The organism is Streptomyces sp. NPDC053431 (assembly GCF_044544925.1).
Taxonomy (GTDB): domain Bacteria; phylum Actinomycetota; class Actinomycetes; order Streptomycetales; family Streptomycetaceae; genus Streptomyces.
Genome location: NZ_JBITXX010000023.1, coordinates 35,878 through 56,862, shown reverse-complemented (window position 1 = coordinate 56,862; position 20,985 = coordinate 35,878). Strand labels below are relative to the sequence as shown.

21 protein-coding genes and 1 pseudogene are annotated in these 20,985 nt (G+C 70.7%); 11 read left to right on the top strand and 11 right to left on the bottom strand.

Annotation, left to right across the window (positions count from 1 at the left end; genetic code table 11):
• Nucleotides 1–445 precede the first annotated feature (445 nt).
• A complete protein-coding gene (locus tag ACIGXE_RS33905; RefSeq protein WP_399753647.1) occupies nucleotides 446–979 on the top strand; it encodes an EF-hand domain-containing protein in 534 nt (177 codons plus the stop codon).
• Nucleotides 980–1,158: 179 nt separating this feature from the next.
• Here the strand turns inward: ACIGXE_RS33905 and ACIGXE_RS33900 are convergent, their stop codons facing one another.
• Nucleotides 1,159–1,578 (bottom strand): hypothetical protein, encoded by a 420-nt coding sequence (locus ACIGXE_RS33900; protein ID WP_399753645.1) that lies wholly within the window; start codon nucleotides 1,576–1,578, stop codon nucleotides 1,159–1,161.
• Nucleotides 1,579–1,988: 410 nt separating this feature from the next.
• On the opposite strand from ACIGXE_RS33900, the gene ACIGXE_RS33895 reads away from it, so the two are divergent.
• Nucleotides 1,989–3,230, top strand: coding sequence for an NAD(P)/FAD-dependent oxidoreductase (locus ACIGXE_RS33895; protein WP_399753643.1), 1,242 nt, complete (start codon nucleotides 1,989–1,991; stop codon nucleotides 3,228–3,230).
• Between the two features lie 95 nt (nucleotides 3,231–3,325).
• On the opposite strand, the gene ACIGXE_RS33890 is transcribed toward ACIGXE_RS33895, so the two are convergent.
• The gene (locus ACIGXE_RS33890) at nucleotides 3,326–4,441 is read right to left on the bottom strand and encodes an NADAR family protein (protein ID WP_399753640.1); all 1,116 of its coding nucleotides are present in this window, start codon (nucleotides 4,439–4,441) and stop codon (nucleotides 3,326–3,328) included.
• A gap of 572 nt (nucleotides 4,442–5,013) precedes the next feature.
• On the opposite strand from ACIGXE_RS33890, the gene ACIGXE_RS33885 reads away from it, so the two are divergent.
• The 4 genes from ACIGXE_RS33885 (at nucleotide 5,014) to sigJ (ending at nucleotide 8,297) form a co-directional block, all read left to right on the top strand.
• Nucleotides 5,014–5,691: a DUF998 domain-containing protein gene (locus ACIGXE_RS33885; protein WP_399753638.1), complete on the top strand. Its 678-nt coding sequence runs from the start codon at nucleotides 5,014–5,016 to the stop codon at nucleotides 5,689–5,691.
• Nucleotides 5,692–5,757: 66 nt separating this feature from the next.
• Nucleotides 5,758–5,970 (top strand): DUF4287 domain-containing protein, encoded by a 213-nt coding sequence (locus tag ACIGXE_RS33880; RefSeq protein WP_399753637.1) that lies wholly within the window; start codon nucleotides 5,758–5,760, stop codon nucleotides 5,968–5,970.
• Nucleotides 5,971–6,219: 249 nt separating this feature from the next.
• On the top strand, nucleotides 6,220–7,410 hold the full coding sequence (locus ACIGXE_RS33875; protein ID WP_399753635.1) for an NAD(P)/FAD-dependent oxidoreductase: 1,191 nt from the start codon (nucleotides 6,220–6,222) through the stop codon (nucleotides 7,408–7,410).
• Nucleotides 7,407–8,297, top strand: a complete 891-nt coding sequence (gene sigJ, locus ACIGXE_RS33870; protein WP_399753633.1) for an RNA polymerase sigma factor SigJ — start codon at nucleotides 7,407–7,409, stop codon at nucleotides 8,295–8,297. The genes ACIGXE_RS33875 and sigJ overlap by 4 nt, the downstream gene beginning before the upstream one ends.
• A gap of 132 nt (nucleotides 8,298–8,429) precedes the next feature.
• Here the strand turns inward: sigJ and ACIGXE_RS33865 are convergent, their stop codons facing one another.
• Complete coding sequence (locus ACIGXE_RS33865) at nucleotides 8,430–9,680, bottom strand: serine hydrolase domain-containing protein (RefSeq protein ID WP_399753631.1); 1,251 nt, start codon at nucleotides 9,678–9,680, stop codon at nucleotides 8,430–8,432.
• Nucleotides 9,681–9,869: 189 nt separating this feature from the next.
• On the opposite strand from ACIGXE_RS33865, the gene ACIGXE_RS33860 reads away from it, so the two are divergent.
• Together ACIGXE_RS33860 and ACIGXE_RS33855 are read left to right on the top strand one after the other, a co-directional pair.
• A complete protein-coding gene (locus ACIGXE_RS33860) occupies nucleotides 9,870–10,994 on the top strand; it encodes a sensor histidine kinase (RefSeq protein WP_399753630.1) in 1,125 nt (374 codons plus the stop codon).
• The gene (locus ACIGXE_RS33855) at nucleotides 10,985–11,653 is read left to right on the top strand and encodes a response regulator (protein WP_399753627.1); all 669 of its coding nucleotides are present in this window, start codon (nucleotides 10,985–10,987) and stop codon (nucleotides 11,651–11,653) included. Before ACIGXE_RS33860 ends, ACIGXE_RS33855 begins: the two co-directional genes overlap by 10 nt.
• Nucleotides 11,654–11,989: 336 nt before the next feature.
• Here ACIGXE_RS33855 and ACIGXE_RS33850 read toward each other — a convergent pair.
• The 3 genes and pseudogenes from ACIGXE_RS33850 to ACIGXE_RS33840 all read right to left on the bottom strand — a co-directional run bounded on the left by ACIGXE_RS33850 (nucleotide 11,990) and on the right by ACIGXE_RS33840 (nucleotide 14,269).
• Nucleotides 11,990–12,588: pseudogene (locus ACIGXE_RS33850) on the bottom strand (phytase).
• Nucleotides 12,589–12,740: 152 nt separating this feature from the next.
• Complete coding sequence (locus ACIGXE_RS33845) at nucleotides 12,741–13,643, bottom strand: PaaX family transcriptional regulator C-terminal domain-containing protein (RefSeq protein WP_399753624.1); 903 nt, start codon at nucleotides 13,641–13,643, stop codon at nucleotides 12,741–12,743.
• Nucleotides 13,640–14,269: a GNAT family N-acetyltransferase gene (locus ACIGXE_RS33840; protein ID WP_399753623.1), complete on the bottom strand. Its 630-nt coding sequence runs from the start codon at nucleotides 14,267–14,269 to the stop codon at nucleotides 13,640–13,642. Before ACIGXE_RS33840 ends, ACIGXE_RS33845 begins: the two co-directional genes overlap by 4 nt.
• A 151-nt stretch (nucleotides 14,270–14,420) precedes the next feature.
• Here ACIGXE_RS33840 and ACIGXE_RS33835 point away from each other — a divergent pair, with 151 nt between their 5' ends.
• From ACIGXE_RS33835 to ACIGXE_RS33825, 3 genes are all read left to right on the top strand, one after another.
• Nucleotides 14,421–15,425, top strand: coding sequence for an alpha/beta hydrolase family protein (locus ACIGXE_RS33835; RefSeq protein WP_399753620.1), 1,005 nt, complete (start codon nucleotides 14,421–14,423; stop codon nucleotides 15,423–15,425).
• A 642-nt stretch (nucleotides 15,426–16,067) separates the two neighbouring features.
• Nucleotides 16,068–17,891: an FG-GAP-like repeat-containing protein gene (locus ACIGXE_RS33830; protein ID WP_399753618.1), complete on the top strand. Its 1,824-nt coding sequence runs from the start codon at nucleotides 16,068–16,070 to the stop codon at nucleotides 17,889–17,891.
• 204 nt (nucleotides 17,892–18,095) lie between these two features.
• Nucleotides 18,096–18,371: a GlsB/YeaQ/YmgE family stress response membrane protein gene (locus ACIGXE_RS33825; protein ID WP_399753616.1), complete on the top strand. Its 276-nt coding sequence runs from the start codon at nucleotides 18,096–18,098 to the stop codon at nucleotides 18,369–18,371.
• Nucleotides 18,372–18,627: 256 nt separating this feature from the next.
• Here the strand turns inward: ACIGXE_RS33825 and ACIGXE_RS33820 are convergent, their stop codons facing one another.
• Genes ACIGXE_RS33820 through ACIGXE_RS33800 form a run of 5 tightly spaced genes read right to left on the bottom strand, consistent with a single transcriptional unit; the run spans nucleotide 18,628 to nucleotide 20,971 of the window.
• Nucleotides 18,628–19,098, bottom strand: coding sequence for a hypothetical protein (locus ACIGXE_RS33820; protein WP_399753614.1), 471 nt, complete (start codon nucleotides 19,096–19,098; stop codon nucleotides 18,628–18,630).
• A 50-nt stretch (nucleotides 19,099–19,148) separates the two neighbouring features.
• Entirely contained in the window at nucleotides 19,149–19,475 is a 327-nt protein-coding gene (locus ACIGXE_RS33815) for a gas vesicle protein K (RefSeq protein WP_399753611.1), read from the bottom strand.
• Nucleotides 19,465–19,740 carry a gas vesicle protein gene (locus tag ACIGXE_RS33810; protein ID WP_399753609.1) on the bottom strand — a complete coding sequence of 92 codons (276 nt, stop codon included), beginning with the start codon at nucleotides 19,738–19,740 and terminating at the stop codon, nucleotides 19,465–19,467. Before ACIGXE_RS33810 ends, ACIGXE_RS33815 begins: the two co-directional genes overlap by 11 nt.
• The gene (locus tag ACIGXE_RS33805) at nucleotides 19,737–20,540 is read right to left on the bottom strand and encodes a GvpL/GvpF family gas vesicle protein (RefSeq protein ID WP_399753606.1); all 804 of its coding nucleotides are present in this window, start codon (nucleotides 20,538–20,540) and stop codon (nucleotides 19,737–19,739) included. Before ACIGXE_RS33805 ends, ACIGXE_RS33810 begins: the two co-directional genes overlap by 4 nt.
• Complete coding sequence (locus ACIGXE_RS33800; protein ID WP_399753605.1) at nucleotides 20,540–20,971, bottom strand: gas vesicle protein; 432 nt, start codon at nucleotides 20,969–20,971, stop codon at nucleotides 20,540–20,542. The genes ACIGXE_RS33805 and ACIGXE_RS33800 overlap by 1 nt, the downstream gene beginning before the upstream one ends.
• Between the last annotated feature and the right edge of the window lie 14 nt (nucleotides 20,972–20,985).

Genomic DNA, 20,985 nt, shown 5'->3' with positions numbered 1-20,985 from the left:
GCGGGGTCGCCTCGACCAGGTCGAGGGCCACGCGCTCGGCCTCCGTGCCGCCGATCGAGAGTGTGACCGGAAACGGGAGATGCGTTCAGCGGCGGAGCCTGGGCCTTGTTGCGGCCTCGGCGGCACCCCTGTGGGTGGCAGGCCGACGTGGGCCGTGCCCTTCGTCGTAGCAGCGCGTTGGTGGCAGTGATGCATGCGCGGGTTGTTTCGACCCCACGGGACTCGCACAGCCCGTGGCCTCCGTAGGCCCGGCGCGGGGGCCGCAACCGCACCGTCGTCAGCACGCGATTCGCCCGGTGCACCATCCACGCGGTGGACACCGCTCCGGTACCGGCTGCGGCACCCGGGCCGGCGACACCGCTCCCGGCTCGACCCTCCTTGCCCGACTCACCCGTTGAGCCACCCGGCCGACCTGTCCACACCCAGAACCGAAAGGCGAGCCGACATGTCGCTCCCCCAGACCGAGCCCCAGCCGGCCCCTGCTGACTCCTCAGCCCCGAAGGCCCGCATCTACGCGATGCTGGACACGGACGGAGACGGAGTCGCCTCCAAGCACGACTACTTCGTCCGCATCGAACGAGCTCGTCGGGCAACCGGACGCAGCCAGGACGACCCGCTCGTGGTCGTCGCCCTCGCCGCCGGCGAGCGGGCCTGGGCCGCGATGGATGCCAACGGCGACGGCGTGATGACCTACCAGGAGTACGTCGCCTGGGTGGACGCTGACAAGTTCGACAACATCTGCCAGTACGCCCTGGGCGCACTGTTCGACCTCGCCGACGCCGATCAGGACGGCGCCCTGGACCGCTCGGAGTTCACCCTGCTGCGCCAGGCACTGGGCAACCCTGCGGACAACGCCGACGCGGCTTTCGACGCCCTGGACAGCGACGGTGACGAGCGCGTCGGACGTGCGGAGTACCTGGCATCGATCCGCGCCTACGTCACGGGCGAGGACTCGCCCATGGGAGACGCCCTGTACTGACAGTTCCTGCCCGAGAGGCCGATCGGCCTCTCGGGCAGGAACCTGGGTACAGCGAAATCTGTGCCTCGCTGCGGCCCAGGGTTCGCCGCATCTGGCGACCCTCTGCGAGCGGCTGCCAGGCGGGGGTTGCGCGTCCCACAGCGGCTCGTGTGTCGGGCCAGGGACCGGCGACAGGCGTGTTACCTGCCGTAGAGGAACGCCCGTGCGGGGACGAAGACTTCGTGCCCCTTCGGGAAGCGGACCCGTACGCCTTCACGCGTCCACTCCGTCGACTCCACCCCCTGCCGGCCGAGGGCGGCGTCGACGTCGAGCCAGTGCCCGTAGGCGGGCGTGGGCTGGCTGCCGATGAACAACCGGAAGGTGTCGCTCCCCGACAGGGTGCTGCTGCGGACCAGGGCCAGGTGGTGTGGCGCCTCGTCCGGGTAGATCAGCGAAGGCGGGGGATCGCTGCGGTAGGTCACTTCGTCGTGCGGCCAGCGCAGAACGGTGACCAAGCAGCCGGTCAGCACGATGCCGCACACGACGCCCAACAGGGCGGGCCTCAGCCAGGGCCTGCGGCGGGGCCGTGTCTGCGGTGGGTTGGGGCCGGTCACGGGCATACGGACGGGAACCTCCGGGGTCGTGCGGCTCGGGACCGGCCGCGAGAGTCGGCTCACAAAAGGACGCGGGGACGCGGAGGGGGTTGCGGCCTCATGCCCGCGGTCCCGCGGTCTGCCTCTCGCACGTTCGCATGCCCGCGGTCCCGCGGTCTGCCTGTCGTACGTTCGGAGGAGCTGACCGCCGGCCGGGACTGGTGAACGGGGAGGGGGAGACTCCACGGGTGCGAGAGCACTGATCCCGACAGCTCAGCGGAGCGTGATCCACTCGGCAGGGCAGCCGACCAGGGCAGTCGCCCACGGCTCGCTGAGAAAGCGGGGCGGAGCTGGGCTAACGTGAAGAGAGACGCACCGCCGCGTCCGCCCTCGGACGATTCCGCCAGGCGGTGTGCTCGATCCGGCAGGTGAGGTCCATGACCAGCTCGGCCGGCGCGTCCGGTGCCGAAACCCAGCGCTACGACGTGATCGTCGTAGGAGCACGGTGCGCAGGAGCCCCGACCGCCATGCTCCTGTCCCGGCTCGGTCACCGGGTCCTCCTCGTGGACCGGGCGACGTTCCCGAGCGACACGATCTCCACCCACCTGATCCATCCGCCCGGCCTGGCCGCGCTCGACCGCTGGGGACTGCTGGACCGCGTGGTCGCAACCGGCTGCCCCGCCATCCATACGTATGCGTTCGATCTGGGCCCCTTCGTCATCACGGGCTCTCCTGCCGGTGAGGGCTTCGACGTCTCCTACGCCCCGCGCCGCACGGTCCTGGACAAGATCCTGGTCGACGCCGCCGCGGAGTCCGGCGCCGAGGTACGAGAGGGATTCACCGTCGAGGAGATTCTGTTCGACGGTGGGACGGTCACCGGCATCAAGGGTCACGGCAAGGACGGCAGGACGGCCACCGACCACGCCCGGATCGTCGTCGGCGCAGACGGACTCCACTCCTCCGTCGCGAGGGCGACCGACGCCACGGCCTACGCGGAGAAGCCGAAGATCAACGCCTACTACTACACCTACTGGGCCGGTCTGCCGCTGAACGGGACGTTCGAGGCGTACGACCGTGAGGACCGCGCCTTCGCCGCATGGCCCACCAATGACGACCAGACGTTGGTCATCTGCGCCTGGCCCATGCGCGACTTCGAGGCCAACCGCGACGACGTCGAAGGCAATTACCACGCCGTACTGGCCCGCGCGCCGGGCTTCGCCGAACGGGTCTCGAAAGCCACTCGGGCCGAGCGGTTCGTCGGCATGGCCATCCCCAACTACTTCCGCAAGCCCTACGGTCCCGGCTGGATCCTCGTCGGAGACGCCGGATACCTCAAGGACCCCATCACCGCGCAGGGCATCCAGGACGCCTTCCGGGACGCGGAGCGGTGCACCCGGGCACTCGACGACGTGCTCGTCGGCCGGCGGCCCTTCGACGAAGCCATGCGTGCCTGCCAGGAGACGAGGGACTCCGAGGTCATGAGCATGTACGAGTTCACGGCCGACTTCGCCACGCTGGGACCACCGCCTCCCGAAATGCAGGAACTCCTCCTCGCCGTCTCCCGCAGCCGCTCGGCACAGGACGAGTTCGCCCGGGTGACGGCCGGCGTGACGCGACCGGAGGAGTTCTTCGGACACATGCAGGAACGCATGGAACATCAGGCGCCTGACGCCGCCTGATCGTTCAGAGAAGTGACCAGACCGCCGTTGCCCAGCCGAACCCCTCGCAGCCACACGCTGTTCCAACGCCAACACCTTGATCGACCGGACAGGTCCTAGCCGATACCGGCCTGGTCGGCCAGCAGTTCGGACCTGACGAGTTCCAGGAGGCGCCCCGTCCAGTTCCGGCCCCGGCCTCCGTTGTCGCCCCAGAAGCCCGAGTCCGCGTCGTCGTAGAGCAAGGTCGCGTCGCCCGTGGCCAGGAGGACCGCGGCAAGGTCGGAGTGCTGCTGGTACTTGGCGCGCAGCAACCGAGCCATGACTGCGGTGCGGGTCAGCTCCCAGCCCTCACGTCGCGTCGCCTTGGCCGCGAGGGTGCGGGCCTTCGGCCCCCTCTCCGCGGTGACGACCGAGGCGCGCGCCTCCGGTTCGGCGACGGACCGGGCCCAGTAGGCGTGCGTCACCGACGGATAGGTGACGCCGTCCAGGGTGATGGGTGCGGGGTAGTCGTTGCGCAGGCCCCGCTTGTCCGGGTGCTCGAGCGCGCGCTGCGGATACGACTCGTACAGCTTCACCGCGGGGGCGAAGGAGTTCACCGCCCCGTCCGCCGGCACTCGCGAAGGGGCCTCGGCCAGCCATCGGCCCCGCTCCTCGAAGTAGGCGACGGCCTCGTCGTACTCTTCCTGCGAAACCCGTACGTCAGGCCAGCGGGGAAAGCGGCCGCCCGGCCCCATCACCAGGGCCTGCAAAGGACGGTCCTTGCGGTCCATGTCGCCGAGAGCGTAGTGACGCACGGTCTTGGGGATGGCCAGGTAGGCGGCCCTGGCGGCGGACCGGTTCTCCTCCGTCCGGTCGGCGAGGAACACATCCACCGCCGCCAGGCAGCGACCGGTCGAATCGGGGCGACCGTTCAGCTCGTCGATGGTGTCGCGGACTTCTGCGAGCAGCAGCTCCGGGGTCAGCCAGGTGTCCGGCTCACCAAAGGTCCACGAGGCCAGGTGGTGTGCGGACGCCAGACCGCCGTCGGGAAGGCTGGTGGCCACCCAACCGCTGCGGAGCTTCTTCTCGAACTCGTCGAGCGTGACCAGTTCCCAGCAGTCGACGAGCCCGTCAGCGTAGATGAAGAGGTCTGTGAGTAAGTAGGTTCCGCCGTTGCATATGAACGCGTGGCGCCACGTTCCCGGGACACGGGCGCCGTCCGCCATGCGAGAGGTGATCCGATTGCCGATCATCCCGTGATGATGCCCGACCGGACTGTCTCGCAGCACGCCGATTAGTTCGTTGCCGCAGATCAGAGCCTCCACGGCATGTCCTTGGGTTCCCCACGCGGGCGGTCGCTCCCGGCAGCGGCCCGAGGCGGCCGTTTTCGTCGTCTCCCCGTCCCTGCGGGTCCGGTTGTGGAACTCATCCGGCCGGACGTCGAGCCACGCGGGAGGGCGAACCGGCGGTCGCGCAGGCAGTGCGCACGTGCACTCGTGCTGGTGTCGAGCAGTGATGAAGGCCCCCGGGCGACGTGACTATCACAGCGGGGGCCTTCGTGCGGCTGCCCCGAAGGGGCGCCTGGAAGCAGCCTGTCACAGCGGCGTCCGAGGAAACGGCAGGAGGCCGGAGTCCGGTGTGAGGAATCACCCGATCGGCAGCGCCGCTCCCCTTCCTGGCAGTGCGGTCCGCGTCCATGGTGACGCGTACGCGAGCGGGAAGCCGCCACCCTTGTGTGATGCAGCGCACATCGGTGGGAGCGATGACTCTGCTCCTTGCCGTCGGTCATATCGGCGAACACCATCGAAGCGAGGAAGGCCCCGCCATGACCGACATGCTCACCGTGCCCACCGCGCCCCGCCACGTCCATTCCGCCGCGCCCGCGTCGCGATCTGCCGCGCGGTGGGCTGCGGTCGGTGGTGTGGTGGCGGGACCGCTGTTCCTGGCGGTGGGACTCGCCCAGGGATTCACGCGTGACGGCTTCGACTTCACGCGGAACGCCATCAGCCAGCTCGCCCTCGGCGAGGCGGGCTGGATCCAGGCGGCGAGTTTCGTGCTCGCCGGGGCGCTTCTGATCGCGGGCGCGACGGGATTGCGGCGGGCGCTGCGCGGGGGCCCCGGTGGAACGTGGGGGCCGGTCCTCGTCGGCGTCTTCGGTGTCTCCTTCTGGGTCGCGGCGGCGTTCCCGGCCGATGCCGGTGCGGGTTTTCCGGTCGGGGCGCCCGATGCGACGGTGATGAGCGGGCACGGCGCCGTCCACATGTTCGGCGGAATGATCGGCTACCTCGCCCTGTGCGCCGCGTTCGTGGTGCTGGCCCGTCCACTCGCCGCCCGAGGCCTGCGGGGCTGGGCCGTCGCGTCCCGGGTGGTGCCCGCGGCCGTCCTCGCCGGGTTCATGGCTTCGGCCGCCTCGGTCCTGGCGTTCACCCTCGGCGCCGGCCTCGGCCTGCTGTGGCTGAGCACGGTGACCGCCCGCCTGGCCGGCACCCCGGCCAACCGCTAGCAGGCCGCCGTTCCCTCCGGCATCATCGACACCAACCAAGATCATCACGAAACGAAAGGGGCCACCATGACCGCCTCGGTGAAGGGTCCTGCCAGCTACTTCCCGTCCATCGAGAAGAAGTACGGCCGCCCGATCAGCGAGTGGAAGGAGCTCATCCACTCCTCCCCGCTGACCAAGCACATGGAACTGGTCAACTGGCTCAAGACCGAGCACGGCCTCGGTCACGGCCACGCCAACGCCCTCGTCGCCCACACCCTCGCCGAAGACAGCGGCATGTGATCGTGCAGGGACACCGACGTCTATGCGCTGAGGTTCCTGCACGTGTCGGCGTACCTACGCCTCCGCTCCCCGGTCGCGTACGGATGAGCGTCGCCGGCTCCATCGCGGCCAGGAGCTGGGCTGCGGAAGCTGGTCGAGATCGACGGGCCGGCCGGAGACACTCGCACGGTGAGTCACATCGCCTCGGTTGATGACGTACGTCACATCGCCCGGTGTCACGTCCTCGTCGGTCGCCGGTGTCTTGAGGGCATGAGCGAACACAACAGCCCCAGCAAGGTCGTCGTCATCGGCGGCGGGTACGCCGGAACGCTCGCGGCCAATCGTCTGCGGGCGCGCCCCGACCTCGACATCACGCTGATCAATCCCCGGCCCGACTTCGTCGAGCGCATCCGACTGCACCAGTACGTGGCCCGTTCCGGCGAGGCCACGATCGACTACGACACCCTCCTCGGCAGCGGCATCAAGCTGGTGGTGGACCGTGCCACGCGCATCGACACCACCGCCCGCGAAGTACGACTCGCGTCGGGACGGGCGCTGGACTACGACTACGTGATCTATGCGGTCGGCAGCACCGGCGCGGCGCCCGCAGCGGTGCCCGGCGCGGCCGGACACGCCTGCGACGTCGCGGAGTGGGAGTCCGCGCGGCGGCTGCGCGCCAGGCTGGACGAACTGCCCCTCGATGCTCCGGTCACGGTGGTGGGCGGCGGTCTGACCGGCATCGAGACGGCCGCGGAGCTGGCCGAGCAGGGACGCGGGATCACTCTGGTGTGCGGCAGCGCCCTGGCGCCGACGTTCAGCGCAGCCGGCCGCCGCTACATCGCCGCATGGCTCACCCGGCACGGCGTCGCCGTACTCGAAGGCGTGTCGGTCACGGAGGTGCGGCAGGACGCGGTGGTCCTTGCCGACGGCGGGGTGCGGCCCAGTGCGCTGACCGTCTGGACGGCAGGATTCGGCGTACCGGATCTCGCGGCGGCGAGCGGACTGCGCACCGACGGGATCGGCCGGCTCCTGACCGATGAGACGCTGACCAGCATCGACGACGACCGCGTCATCGCGGCCGGCGACGCGGCCGCGCCCTCGGGCCGGCCGCTGCGGATGAGCGGCTACGCGGCCGGCCCGCTCGGGGCACAGGCGGCCGACACCGTGCTGAGCCGACTGGCAGGGACCGAACCGGCGGTGATCGAACTGGCCTTCAGCGGAGCGTGTGTCAGCCTCGGCCGGCGTGCCGGCATCCGGCAGCTCGCCCGGAAGGACGACACCGCGCTCAACCTCTACATCGGCGGCCGTGCGGGCGCGGCGATCAAGGAGTTGACCTGCAAGTTCGTGGTCGCGAAGCGGATCCGTCGCGAGGCGGCCCGACCGGGTTCCATGGGCTGGCCCAAGGGCGGCCCGCGTCCGGTCGGAGCGGCCCCTGGCGTGCGGGGGGTCACGTCCGCGTGAGCACCGACGAGCATGCCGAGCGGTTCACTGTGCTGCGACCGCTGCTTTTCACGATCGTCTACGAGATCCTCGGCTCGGCGACCGAATCCGACGACGTCCTGCAGAACAGCTATCTGCGGTGGGCCGACGTGGACCTCGCGACCGTGCGCGACACCAAGTCGTACCTGGCACAGCTGGTGACCCGTCAGGCGCTCAACGCCCTGCGGACGAGCGCGCGGCGCCGCGAGGACTACGTCGGCCCGTGGCTGCCCGAGCCACTCCTGCTCGACGAGAACGACGCCTCGGCCGACGTGCTGCTCGCCGAGTCGGTGTCGATGGCCATGCTCGTGCTGCTCGAATCGCTCACCCCCGATGAACGGGCGGTGTTCGTGCTGCGCGAGGTGTTCGGCTTCGAGTTCCGCGACATCGCCACGGCGGTCGGCAAGCCCGTGGCGACGGCACGCCAGGTGGCGCACCGCGCGCGCGAACACGTACGGGCGCGACGCAAGCGCTTCGAACCCACCGACGCCGCCACGACAGCGCGCATCACCGAGCAGTTCATGACCGCGGCGACCACAGGAGACCTGCACGGACTGCTTTCCCTGCTCGCCCCGGACGTCACCTGGACCGCCGACAGCGGCGGAAAGACCACCGCGGCACGCCGGCCGGTGGTGGGCGCCGAGAAGGTGGCCGCAATCCTCACCCGCCTGTTCCGCCCGGACCGGTTGGCAGACCTGCGGGTGGAACGGGCCAACTGCAACAACGCTCCCGCCCTCCTGCTGAGCAGCGAGCGCCTGGAAGGCGTCTTCCTGATCGAAGTCGCCGACGGGCGGATCACCCACGTCTACGCCATACGCAACCCCGACAAGCTCCGCGCCATGGCAGTCCCGCGCCAGATCGGCCGATAGGGCGTCGTCTCGTGACTGACTGTCAGAGCGGGGTGAGAGTCTGCGGGCATGAGCTACGACCTTGCTGTCTGGGAAGGCGAGCGGCCGGCCGATGACAAGACCGCCGCCCGGGTCTGCGAGCGCCCTGGGCGGCTACCTGCCCTGTCTGTTGCCGGGGGTGTCGCACAACGCGCGGTCGACGAGGTCGCTGGCGGTCTTCTGCTGGCGGAGTGTTTTCCGGAGGTCGTTGAAGCTGGTGGACATGGAGACGGTGACGGTGCGGCTGCCGTCGTCGGTGGCGCCGTTCAGGGTGATGTAGCCGGCCTCGCCCCCTTCGTGGCTCCAGTAGCTGCCGCCGCAGCTCAGGGGGCGGCTGACCAGGCCGAGGCCGTAGCGTCCGCCGGGCCAGAACACGTCGAACGGCTTGGGGACCGGAACGGTGTCCCGCATCTCGGCCATGCGCGCCGCGGACAGCAGCTCGCCGCCCAGCAGTGCTTGGAAGAAGCGGTTGACGTCCGCCGTGGTGGAGACGTAGCCGCCGAGGTCGGGGACGATCTGTTCGGTGACGTCCGTGCGTTCGCCGGCGGCGAAGACCTGGTAGCCGGCCGCGTGCGGGCGGCGGAGGGTGGACGTGGTGCCGGGCAGGTAGGTGTGGTTCATTCCGAGCGGTTTCAGGATCCGGCTTTCGACCTCCTCCTGCCAGGGGCGCCCGGCGGCCTTCTCGACGATCATGCCGAGGACGACGTAGCCGGTGTTGGAGTAGCTCCAGCCGGTGCCGGGCGGGAAGTCCGGGTGGTGCTTCATCGCCCGGGCGACGATCTGTTCGGCGGTGTAGGTGTCGTAGCGGTGCTCGTAGTACTGCTGCGGCGTGTCGAAGCCGGGAAGGTCGTCATGGAGCCCACTGGTGTTCTGCAGCAGCTGGTGCACGGTGATCTGCCGTCCGTCATTGCCGTTGGCGTCGATCAGACCGGGCAGCCAGCGGTCCACCGTGTCGTCCAGGGACAACGTGCCGTCCTCGACCAGCTGGAGGATCACCGTGGCCATGAGTGCCTTGCCGGTGCTGGCTATCCGGAAGTAGCCGTCGCGGGGCACCGGGCGGTTCGTGCCCGCCACGGCTACGCCTGCGGTTGCCACCAGATCCCTGCCGGAGGCGGTGGTCACCCGCGCCTGGACACCGGTGATCCCCAGCGCCCGGAGGGCATCGGCGTCCCGGCGCAGGTCGTCCTGCTGGTAGCCGGACTGCGCGAACGTCGGGGTCGCGCCGTTCGAGGACGGGATGGCCATGGCCGCACTCGCCGTGCCGAGGACGGCCGCGGCGACGGCCGGCCACCGTCGGCCGGCTCGGCGGTGACGTTGCGGGGACGGGCGGTTCTGCGGCGCGGAGGCCGGGGATGTCAGTCTCATGGGCCTCACGCTAGGTAGGTGTCGAGTTGTGCGTCGGTACCCAGGGCGGCCGTTGGAAACCTACAGCCGGCTGTAGTGCCGCCGGCGCTCCCGGCACGTACTGTGGCGCGACCGAGGGCCGCTCCCGGTCCCCCTACGACAGACGAGGGCGAACCAGTGCACGGCGTGATCGGCGAGGCTCGCGCACGGTTGGCCCGGACCGGGCGCAGCGGACGCTACCTGCTCGGCACCCTCATGACCGCGACGGTGACGCTCGCGGCGGCGCCACTGCTGTGCATACCGTCGCTGGCGGCACCCTGGGCTGAGCGCCACCGCCGAAGCGCCGGGACGCTGTTGGGCCGACCGGTGGAGCCGCGCCCGCGCGCCCTGCGCCGCGAGCTCGCGTGGCTCGTGACGCAGGTGGCCACCGGCCTTCCCGCGGGCACGATCGCCCTGCTGTGCCTGGGCAACCTGCTCCTCACCCTCGTCGTCGCCGTCGGGTGGTGGGCCTTCCCCACGTCGGATCCGCCACGGCTGCTGCTGTTCGGTGTCCGTATCGACAGCTGGGCCTCCGCGCTGACCGTCAACCTGGCGCAACTCCTGCTCCTTGCGGTCTTGGCGGCCATCGCCCTGCCGCCGCTCGCCCGGGCGCACGCGCGGTGCTGCCTGGCCGTCCTGGCGCCGTCTCCCGCCCAACGACTGGCCGCGCGCGTCACCGAACTCACCCGGACGCGCACGGACGTCCTCCAGGCGCACGGCGCCGAACTCCGCCGGATCGAACGCGACCTGCACGACGGCACCCAGGCCCGGCTGGTGGCCATCGCCATACGGCTTGCCGTGGCCGGGGACATCCTGCCCCAGGATCCGGACACGGCCGCCACGCTCGTACGGCAGGCCCGGGCCGAGACCGAGGAGGCCATGACCGAGCTGCGCTCCGTCATCCGCACCATCTACCCGCCGGTCCTGGCCGACCAGGGCCTGGTCGGCGCGCTCGCCTCCCTCGCCGACAGGGCCGGCGTGCCGACCCGCATCGACATCGGCGACCTCGGTGACGTCCCCGCCGCGGTCGAGGCGGTCGCCTACTTCGCCGTCACCGAGGCGCTGGCGAACATCGCCCGGCACAGCCGGGCCACCAAGGCCGCCGTCCACGTCCTGCGCGACGGCGCGATGCTGTCCGCCGAGATCACCGACGACGGGAGCGGCGGGGCGGACGCGTCCCGGGGCAGCGGCCTGGACGGAATCCGCCGCCGCGCCGCGGCCCTGGACGGCACCATGGAGATCAGCAGCCCGCCCGGCGGGCCGACCACCGTCACCGTGGAGCTGCCGTGCGTGTAGTCATCGCCGAGGACAACGTCCTGTTGTCCTCCGGACTCGAACTCCTGCTCAACTCCCAGGGCTTCGAGGTCGCCGCGATCACAGAGGACGCCCCCGGCTTCCTCGCCGCCGTCGAGACCCACCGCCCGGACCTCACCATCGTCGACGTGCGGCTGCCCCCGACCTTCCGCGACGAGGGCATCCGCGCCGCTCTCCAAGCCCGCCGCGACCACCCCGGGCTTCCCGTCCTGGTCCTGTCCCAGTACGTCGAGCAGGAGTACGCCGGCCGTCTCCTCTCCGACACCCGCGGCGCCATCGGCTATCTGCTCAAGGACCGGGTGAGCCGCATCACCGAGTTCACCGAGGCACTGCGCCGCGTGGCCGCGGGCGGAACCGCCATGGATCCCGAAGTCATCGCGCAGCTCCTCGCCGTCCGCAGCGATCCCGTCGACGCCCTCACCCCGCGCGAACGCGAGGTCCTGGCTCTGATGGCCGAAGGGCATGACAACGCCACGATCGCCCAACGGTTGTTCGTCACCGACAACGCCGTCCACAAACACATCGGGAGCGTCTTCCTCAAACTCGGCCTGTCGGCCGGTGACAGCGGCCACCGCCGGGTCCGCGCCGTCCTGGCCTACCTCCGCCGCCACGGCCGCACCGAGGCCGGCACGGTCGAGTAGTCGGCCCGTCTTGGGGGGACGGAGGACCAGGTGGGACGTCGTGCCCGCGACCCGCTCGGCCACGTCCACCCGCCCGCCGGGACCACGAGGGCAGGCGCGAGTGGTTCGGATCGCTGGTCGCGCCAGTGGTGGACGATCGGGGCGTCGTGAGGCGACCGGGTTGGGTTGGTGGGGTTGGGTTGGTGGGGTTGGGTCGGGTCGGGCCGGGTCGCGTTGAGTCTGGTCCCGGCCCCGGCGTGGGCCTCGACGACAGGTCATGCGCGCGGCAGCCGAACAGGTCGCGCCACCGTGGTGGAGGTCGGCTGGAGCCGGGCGGGGAGAAGGGGCGCGGTGAGGTCAGTCGGCGTCGCGAGGGTCGAAGGAGTCGGTGTCGACGGTCAGCGGCTCGGGAAAGGCTCCGGCGACGGCGTCCCAGCGGACGAACTTGAAGTCGGTGTCCACCCGGTCGCCGTCGGCGGGGATCGCCTCGCCGTCGTGGGTGATCGGCAGGCCCTTGGGGAAGTTGCGGCGAGCGGAACGTTGACCACGGTGGAGCCGTCGGAGTGCTGCACGCCGTCGACCGTGCCGTCGCCGACGCGGAAGGAGCCGACGTAGTCGTTGTCGCCGTAGCGCTCGTAGACCGCGAAGATGTTGTCGCCCTGGCTGGAGGCGAGGACGTATCCGCAGCGGGCACGCAAGGCAGTCGCCGCCGTCCACGACTCGGGGGGTTCCGTGGACGGCGGCGCTCCCGCTCGCCTGCCCGCGGAATGGTGCCCGAAACCAGGTCGTTCGGGGGCTGGATGTCGTGCATGGCGGCCAGGTTCGCGGGCAGATGGGGGTGGAGCGGATGGGGCCGCTCGATATCGGGCCTGCGGCCTACCCCGTTCGCAGGGCCCGAGAGGGTGGAGACCGGCCCGCACCAGTGGTGTGTGCGGGCCGGTCACCCTCCCGAGCATCACGGACGTGTCCGTCGGGCGGCAGGCGGCCGGCCTCGGCGGCGGTGACGGGCCCGCGCCTCTCTGCCGGGTGTCGAATCGTCACCCGGCAGTCCCTGGTCGCGTCGATTACGTCGTACGCACCACCACCTCCGCCTCGGGGCGCGGGGCGGCTACGCGTCGTCAGCAGGGGGCAGTGCGTCGGCGTAAAGGGTGAACAGGCGCAAAGGGGTGGTCTCGCCGGTGGGCGGGCGTTGGCGCAGGTGGTGCCAGCAGGTGGCCGTCAGGTGGCGGGCGCGGGCTCCTGGCCAGGGTTGCGGGAGGAGCTGGGGCGGCAGGAGGGGGTCGGGTTGCATCGCCGCGGTGAAGTGGGCGGCTAGTTCGACAGCCATGCAGAGCCGCTCGGCCTGCGACAGCGTGGAGTCCTGGGTCAGACGGGCGAGGCAGGTCTCGGCGAAGGCGGCGAGGTGTTCGTGCCGTTCGGCGATCTCGTCGAGCGGCCACAGGGTTGCGGCCAGCGTGCACGGGTCGGCGACCGCGCCGATGCGCAGGTCCGTGGTGGACAGGCGGGTGAGTGCATCGGCGACGCCGAGGTGCCGGGCTTGGGCGTCGACGAGTTCGGCGACGGGGTTGGCCGTGACGTACAGGCCGCTCTGGACGGGTGCGGCGCCGAGGTGGAGCAGGTGCTCGCGCAGGGTGTCACGGGCGGTGCGGCGGGATTCGGGGATGGCGAAGGCGAACAGGTGCCAGGTGCCGTCCCACGGGGCGAGTCCGGCGTCCTGCCGGTAGGCGTGGCGGACGTAGGCGGCGTCGGGAGCCAGGGAGCCGGTGGCGTCGGCCACGGCGCGGAGCGTGGCCTTGCGGCCGCGGCCTTCCTGGGTGAAGCGGCCCTCTCCGACCAGGCGTTTGACGCAGAGCCTGATCTGCGTCTCGCTCATGCCGAGCAGATCGGCGACGGCGTAGAGCTCGCCGGCGTCTACGGTGCCGTCCTCGCGGACCAGGGCGGTCACGACCAGCCGGGTGGGGATCTCGGGGCGTCCGGCCTGGCCGGCGTCCGAAGCGGCGGTGGTGTTCATCGCGCCTCCCGCCGGCTCGTCGCGTCCGCGTCGGTGACGGGGCGGTGCATGGCGGTGACGGCGCCGAAGCCCATCAGGCGCCGCAGGTAGGGGGTCTGCTCGGTGCGGTGGGCAGCGAAGCCGTGCCGCTCGTACAGCGCCCGGGCCCGGGGGTTGGTGTCGATGACGTCCAGGCGGACGCGGTGGCAGCCGTGCTCGGCGGCGACGGCCGCGATCTCCGTGAGGAGAAGGCCGCCGATGCCGCGGCCGCGGTGCGCGGCGTCGACGGCGATCCCGTCCATGACGAGTTCCCCGGGCGCAGGGGTGCGTTCGAAGAGGGCCAGCAGGGCGAGCCTCGGCAGGCCGCGCACGGGGCCGTAGGCGGACAGGACGTCGCCGGCGCCGCCGCCGGTCAACGCCCTGCCGTCAAGCCGGTAGCCGGCGACGGCGACCACCCGGTCGTCGACCAGCGCCGTGACGCCCCGGTCGTGGTGGAGGTGGGTCGCGATGAACGCGCGCCCTTTCTCGGGCGGGTTCAGCGCCGGCGCCAGCTTGCGGCCGAACGCCTCCCAGTACAGCGCCGCCACCCGGTGCTCGCTGCCCTCGGGGACCCCTCTGCGCACCACGAGCCCGCCGCCCTCGTCCATGTGTATGCCCTTCCTCGTCCGTTCACGGAAGCAGGTTGCGCTATCGATTCTAGTACGTTCATTATCGATACGACCGTTTCTCATTCGATCGATTCTGGAGTTGATGATGTCACGAACGGGGGGCGCGCCCGCTCGGCGCTGGTGGCGGTGGATGGCGTGGGCCCTGGTAGGGCTGCTGCTGACGGCCGCTGGGCTCGGTGGGGTGACGGTGTGGCAGAACACGTACGCGCTACGGGAGGAGAAGGTGTCGCTGCGACATGACGGCGCGCTGCTCGAGGGCGTACTGGCGCTGCCGGAGCGCGGCGAGGGGCCGTTCGGGCTCGTCGTCTTCGTGCACGGCGACGGCCCCGTCGACGCCACCCACGAGACGTACTACCGGCCGCTGTGGGAGTCCTTCGCCCGGGCCGGGTACGCCTCGTTGTCGTTCAGCAAGCCCGGCGTCGGCGGTTCGGAAGGGGATTGGCTGGAGCAGAGCATGGACGACCGGGCCGAGGAGACGCTCGCCGCCGTGGCCTGGGCCCGAGGCCGCCCGGATATCGACGGCCGGCGCGTCGGGCTGTGGGGAGCGAGCCAGGCCGGCTGGGTGCTCCCCAAGGTCGCCGCCCGCGACGGGCGCCTGCAGTTCGTCATCGCCGTCTCTCCGGCGGTCAACTGGCTGCGGCAGGGCCGCTACAACCTGCTCGCGGAACTCGACCGGGACGGCGCGAGCGCCCAGGACAAGGAGGCGGCGCTGCGCAGGCGGGAGACGGTACTCGACCTGTTGAAGCATGGCGGGACGTTCGCACGGTACCGCGCCGTGGTCGGCGACGGGGACGGTATGACCGCGGGGCGGTGGGCGTTCATCGCACGCAACTACCGCGCGGACGCGACGGGCGACCTGGCCGCCATGCGGGGCACCCCACTGCTGCTGGTGCTGGCAGGCCACGACGTCAACGTGGACGTCGCCGAGACCGAAGCGGTCTACCGCGCCACCCTTCCCGCGGCCTCCCTGACCGTCGTCCACTACCCCGCCGCCACCCACTCCCTGGTCGACCACGACCTGGAGAGCTCCTCCTGGCGCCTGGCGGCGACCGCCGTCCTCACGCCCCGCCGGCTCTACGCCGACGGCTTCCTCGCGGACCAGGCCCGATTCGTCCAGCAGATCGCCTCCGGCTGAGGGGCCCGTGTCTCCGCCGGAGGCACCCGCGCCTCTCCCGTGGAGGGGCCCGTGACCGGGCCGCTGGTGTGCAGCTCCGTCCCTTCGAGTCCGTCCTTTCGCGCGAGCTGCTTTCAGCCCGCGTCGAGGGGTAAACGGCCGCCATGACTTTCCTTTTGTTGGTCTTCGTCCCTCTTGGCGTGGCGCTCGCGTTGGTACTCGGAGGGGGCTCCGGCAAACGGCACGGTCGCCACCGGGCGACGCCGTGGTAGTGAGGGCCTCCCAGTCGCTGGGATCCTTCCGCTGACGCGTCGCGTGGCACTGGGGAGGGCCATGACCGGGCACCGGAGGTAGGCGCGTGATGCCCGCTCGCCGGCGCGTCGGGTCCTCGACCGTGCCTCGTTCACATCGTTAGCGTCGCGTCTGTCCTTGGGCGGGACGCCCTGTGAGGTCTGTTGATCTGCTCGCGCCCCGTCCCTTGGTGTGAGCGGTTCCAACGGGTCCCGTGGGAGGGAGCGCACCACGATGCGTGAGCGAACAGCCAAGCCGGCACGGGGCAGCGGGACACGCCTGCGGGAACACACTCCTTGTCGTCCGGAAATCGGCGTCGCCGGCCTGGCGGCCGCACCAATCCCCAGACATGACTGAAAGAAGGAACGTCACATGATGCGCCTACGCGCGCTCATCGTTGCTCTGCTCGCGTCGGCGATGCTGGGCGGCGGCCTCGTCTCCCCGGCGGCCGCGGATACCGTCTCGCCGAAGTCGGCCCCAGCGCTGCGCTTCCTCACCTACAACATCTGCGGGGGCAACGACGACCTCAACACCCCCTGCGGCACCGCCGCCGAAAGGGACGCGGTCCAGGTGCGCGTCGACCTGGTCAAAAGGCATGTGACCGAGTGGGATCCAGACATCCTCTTCCTCCAGGAGGTCTGCAAGTCCCAGTACGACGAGCTGCTCAAGGCGCTCAAGCCGCTGGGCTACGGCGGCGGCTCGTTCGCCACGCTGATCTCCGTCGATCAGGACGGAACGAACGACCTGTGCAAGTCGAACGGCGAGACGGCCTTCAACAGGGAGTACCCCCTCGGCAACGCGGTCATCGCCAAGGGACCGGTGACGGTCCTGGACAATCTCAACCTGATGACCGGAGACGAGGCACCGGGAAAGACCTGGCAGTCTTCGTGCATCGAGGCCCCGCTCCAGGGCCGGAAGACGCGGGCATGCTCCGTGCACCTGTACGCGTACAACGACGCCATCCGGATCAATCAGGCCAACAAGCTCGCCGGCCTCGTCCAGCCGTGGATCGAGGCGGACACCCCGGTCGTTCTCGGCGGTGACTTCAACGCCCAGCACTGGGGGCAGAAGGAGAACGGGGACTGGTACACCGATCCGCGCCTCAGCCCCATGACCTCCCTGTTGGACCCCTTCTACAGCCACTCGGGCGGCAAGGGCCAGTTCCTGGAGACGGACGAGACCGACGCCCAGAACTTCACGCCCGAGTGCCAGGCCTTGAACCCGCCGGCCGGCCACTGCCGCTCGGGGGCCAACACGGTTCTCAGGTCCAGCGCGCCCCTCACCGAGTCGAAGTACGACTACATCTTCGTGAGCAAGGCGCACTTCAAGAACGTCGCCGCCGACGCTCGACCGCGCGAGACCCTCTCCGACCACTACCCCTACCGCGGCGCCGCCACCTGGACGCATTGCAACAACCCCGCCGACGGCTATGGCGACATGCTGCGCCGCGGCGCGGACGGCAGCCTGTACCGCCACTTCGGGGGCCACTCGACCTCTGTGCTGCACTCTCTCCACTGCAAGGTCGGCGCAGGCTGGAACGCCGACTGGAGCAGCATGCGTCACCTCGCCCGAGCGGGTGACGCGGACGCGGACGGCGGCGAAGACCTCTACGCCGTCGACAGCACGGGAAACCTCCGCTTCTTCCCCGGCGACGCTCCGACCGAGACGTTCTTCCGGTGGCCCCGCACCGTCGGCACGGGCTACGGCACGGTCGACCAGATGGCCGTGAGCCCGGACATGGACGGCGACGGCCGCCGCGACATGGTGGTCCGGCGGACCGACGGGACACTGACGCGTCAGTCCGTCCAGCCCGACGGCACCCTCGGCACCGCCGTCTCCCTCACGGGGGACGTCCCGTGGTCGGACTACAACACCGTTCTCGCCCCCGGTGACCTGACGGGCGACGGCCGGCCTGACCTCCTGGCCCGCACTCCCGCCGGAGATCTCTTCCTCTACCCGCTCGGTCCCAACGGCACGGTCACGCCCCGCGTCAAGATCGGCTGGAGCTGGAACCAGTACGACGCGGTGGCCGCCCCCGGCGACCTCAACGGTGACGGCAAGGCCGACCTCGTGGCCCGCGACACCAACGGCGACGTCTGGTTCTACGCCGGGCTCGGCACGTTGAACGGCACCATCGCCTTCGCCGAGCGGTTCCGCAGCGGCTGGGGCTTCCCCACCGGCGAGACCCTGCTCTAGCCGTCGCCCCCAGGGGCCTTCGGGCGGCACGCCCGAAGGCCCTCGTCGCGGGAGGGAGGAGAGGAGGAGGAGAACGAGGGAGTGGTGCGGGGCGGGCGGGGTAGGCGGAGGAGCCCGGCGCCTTCGGAGGTGCCCCGGCGAGGGAAGCTCCGCCACACCGATGTCCGGGCGTGGTGTTCCGAGCGCTCGATGAAGGAAGTAGGCATGGACATCTCGGGTCTTGTCAGTGCTTTGCTGATCGGTGTGGTGGTCGGCTCGCTAGGGCGTCTCGTGCTTCCCGGGCATCATCACATCGGAGTCCTGTGGACGCTGGTCGTCGGGGTCGCGGCGGCGTTGTCGGGATCGCTGGTGGCCGACCTCGTCGGGGTCAGCGAGGCAGCGGCCGGTGACTGGCTCGAAGCCGGCATCCAGATCGTTCTCGCCTCGCTGGGCGTGGCAGGCCTCTGCAGGTGGTTCGCGAAGAGCATGGACGCTCGCTAGCCCGTGCCTCAAGCTCCTTCGCCCAGGGCGTCTCTCGCGGTCGAAGGCCGACCTGACCTGCTCCCCCGCCGCTTCCCGAGCCGGCCGCAGGTGGTTGTCGGCCGGGCGTGCACAACGCGAGGTCCGGGCGAGGTGTACGGGAACAGGGAGTTCCCGTACACCTCGCCCGGACCGACTGCGACCCACTGCGACTCACTGCTGTCGCGGCTCACTGCTGTCGCAGCACGTGCGGGTCCTGGGCCGTACCGGCCGGGGCTCAGATCCGTCCGTTCGCCAGACGTGTCAGGGGGCCCGTCGGCGGCTTGGCCGTGGTCCGGCCGATCGCGAAGGCAGCGCTCGCCACGCCGACGACTCCGGCCGCGGCGCCGACGGCGATCATCTTGCGGTTCTTGACCACCGTCCAGGCGGTGCCGGCCGCCGAAGCGAGCTTGGCGGCGTTGGCCGTGACCGCCTCCTGTCCGCTCTGCAGGGCGCCGGCGGCTATGCGCGTGCCGCGCTGCCCGGCCTCACCCGCTGCCTGCGCGCCGGAGGCGGCCGACTTCTTCGCCTGCCGCACGCCGTTCTTGGCGTTGTCGGCCGAGGCACGCGCCGTGGAGGTCCGCGACGTCACCGTCTTCTTCGCGGTGCCGGCCGCGGCCTTGGTACTTCTCGATCCGCCGCCGCTGCTGCTCTTGGTGCGGGGACCGGCCGCGGCGGTGTCCTTCTCGTTCTTCTCTTCGGTACTCATATGGCCCCTTCTGTCCGGTGTTGCGAAAACCAAACGGTCCGTCATGTCGGTCATTGCGGAGGGGGAAGGAGGGATCCCAGGGGACCGAGATCGAGGTTGAGGTCGTCCATGGTCAACCCGTAGCGCTCACACAGCTCTTCCATGCGTTCCTCGAGAAGCATCAGCGTCATCCCGATGCGTTCCTCTTGGTCGCCGTCGAGGTCACCCTCGTCCACGCGGTGGAGGGCGGTGCGCTCCATCAGCTGCCGCAGCAGCTCCACGATGGTCAGGACCAGTTTGATGAGATCACGTTCCACGGTGTCGGGGTCGGTCCGGATGCGCTGATCCAGGCGCCGGCATGCCGCCGGTGTCGTGCCGTGGCTGCTCTCAACGGCCATCGTGCGTCACCCCCGCTGCCGACCGGCCGGCCACGCCGCTGTCCTGGCCGGGGGCGCGGGCCGGCAGAGACAGCGGCGCCGGCTCGTCGTGCGTGAGGGAGCGGATGACGGCGCGCAGTTCGATGTGCACCAGGTCCACGTCCGCGATGCTCAACACCAGGTCGCCGGTGAGGACCGCGCCGCCGTGGAGAAGCCGGTCGAGGAGGTCGATGAGGGCGACCTGGCGGCCGTATCCGGGTTCCTGGTCGTCGGTGTGGCGGGTCACGTCTCCACCTCTGCGGCTACGGCGTCCTGGCCGGCGAACGAGTACGGAGCCCACGGGCCGGTGACCTCGATCCTGACGCCCGACTCGGGATCGTCCAGCGCGACGATGTCGGCACGGAAGGCTTCCACGAGCGCCGCGGGGACGAGGTAGGCGTCATTGGCCACGTTCTCGCCGCGCCCCGCCGACCACTCGTTTTGCTGGGGGCGGTGGACCGCGTGGGCGGAAGAATGCCGTTCCGCCTGCCGGACGACGGCTTCCGCCGCCGCGGACGCTGCCTGGTAGACCTCGTCAGCGGCCCGGCGCTGCGCCCGTCGGCGCTGCAGGTAGGCACGACCGGGGCTGTCGGAGCCCTCCACGGCGGCTACGGCCCTGCGATCGGTCGCCGCCCGGGCGAGGGCGTACACCTTCACACCCATCTCCACGTGAGCGTGGAGCTTGCGCAGCAGGGCGTCGAAGGAGACCTGGCCCTCGGTGAGCATCCCGACGACGCGTTCCTCGTCGTGGTACACCGTGGCCAGGCGCAGGGGCAGCACGGTCGCGCGGGAGAACGCCGCGTCGACGACGGCGTGATGCGCACGGGCGATCGCTTCGAGCCGTTCGAGGTCCTCCAGTTGGGCCGGGAGGGCTTCCTCGGCGAAGCGGTCGCCGTCGACGGGGGAAACGAGCGCGGTGAGGCCACTCCGACCCGCGACGCAACGCACGGGCGCCCCGTCGATGCCGGCGACCTGGGAGGCCACGTCGTCGAGCGCGGCCCTGTCGGCACCGATCGCATACACGTAAAGCAGCACTCGGTCGGGCATCAGCGCTCACCTCGGTCACGGCCGTTCGCCGCCTGGGGCGCCTTGGCGTCGGTCTCGGCGCCGTCCGGGCCTGCCGGCAGGCCGGCCGCAGCACGCAACTGCGCTATCTCGGCCCGTAGGCGCTCGTTCTCCTCGCTGAGCGACACACGTTTGTCAGGGGCCGGCACCGCCGCCCTCGACGACAGCGAGGGATCGTGCTCCCACCAGTCGATCCCCATCTCCTTCGCCTTGTCGACGGAGGCGACCAGGAGACGGAGCTTGATGGTGAGCAGCTCGATGTCCAGCAGGTTGATCTGGATGTCACCTGCGATCACGATGCCCTTGTCGAGCACCCGCTCCAGAATGTCGGCCAGGTTGGCGCTGGAGCCGTGCCCCGTGTACGCCGCTGTGTTTCGTGCGGTCGGCTGTCGGCCGGCGAAGGAATCGGACACGTCTCAACCCTGTC

Excerpts from the sequence above, each read along its gene's own strand:
- ACIGXE_RS33905 (WP_399753647.1), top strand. The coding sequence starts at position 446 with ATGTCGCTCCCCCAGACCGAGCCCCAGCCGGCCCCTGCTGACTCCTCA.
- ACIGXE_RS33900 (WP_399753645.1), bottom strand. The coding sequence starts at position 1,578 with ATGCCCGTGACCGGCCCCAACCCACCGCAGACACGGCCCCGCCGCAGG.
- ACIGXE_RS33895 (WP_399753643.1), top strand. The coding sequence starts at position 1,989 with ATGACCAGCTCGGCCGGCGCGTCCGGTGCCGAAACCCAGCGCTACGAC.
- ACIGXE_RS33890 (WP_399753640.1), bottom strand. The coding sequence starts at position 4,441 with ATGATCGGCAATCGGATCACCTCTCGCATGGCGGACGGCGCCCGTGTC.
- ACIGXE_RS33885 (WP_399753638.1), top strand. The coding sequence starts at position 5,014 with ATGACCGACATGCTCACCGTGCCCACCGCGCCCCGCCACGTCCATTCC.
- ACIGXE_RS33880 (WP_399753637.1), top strand. The coding sequence starts at position 5,758 with ATGACCGCCTCGGTGAAGGGTCCTGCCAGCTACTTCCCGTCCATCGAG.
- ACIGXE_RS33875 (WP_399753635.1), top strand. The coding sequence starts at position 6,220 with ATGAGCGAACACAACAGCCCCAGCAAGGTCGTCGTCATCGGCGGCGGG.
- ACIGXE_RS33865 (WP_399753631.1), bottom strand. The coding sequence starts at position 9,680 with ATGAGACTGACATCCCCGGCCTCCGCGCCGCAGAACCGCCCGTCCCCG.
- ACIGXE_RS33845 (WP_399753624.1), bottom strand. The coding sequence starts at position 13,643 with ATGAACACCACCGCCGCTTCGGACGCCGGCCAGGCCGGACGCCCCGAG.
- ACIGXE_RS33840 (WP_399753623.1), bottom strand. The coding sequence starts at position 14,269 with ATGGACGAGGGCGGCGGGCTCGTGGTGCGCAGAGGGGTCCCCGAGGGC.
- ACIGXE_RS33835 (WP_399753620.1), top strand. The coding sequence starts at position 14,421 with ATGGCGTGGGCCCTGGTAGGGCTGCTGCTGACGGCCGCTGGGCTCGGT.
- ACIGXE_RS33830 (WP_399753618.1), top strand. The coding sequence starts at position 16,068 with ATGATGCGCCTACGCGCGCTCATCGTTGCTCTGCTCGCGTCGGCGATG.
- ACIGXE_RS33825 (WP_399753616.1), top strand. The coding sequence starts at position 18,096 with ATGGACATCTCGGGTCTTGTCAGTGCTTTGCTGATCGGTGTGGTGGTC.
- ACIGXE_RS33820 (WP_399753614.1), bottom strand. The coding sequence starts at position 19,098 with ATGAGTACCGAAGAGAAGAACGAGAAGGACACCGCCGCGGCCGGTCCC.
- ACIGXE_RS33815 (WP_399753611.1), bottom strand. The coding sequence starts at position 19,475 with ATGGCCGTTGAGAGCAGCCACGGCACGACACCGGCGGCATGCCGGCGC.
- ACIGXE_RS33805 (WP_399753606.1), bottom strand. The coding sequence starts at position 20,540 with ATGCCCGACCGAGTGCTGCTTTACGTGTATGCGATCGGTGCCGACAGG.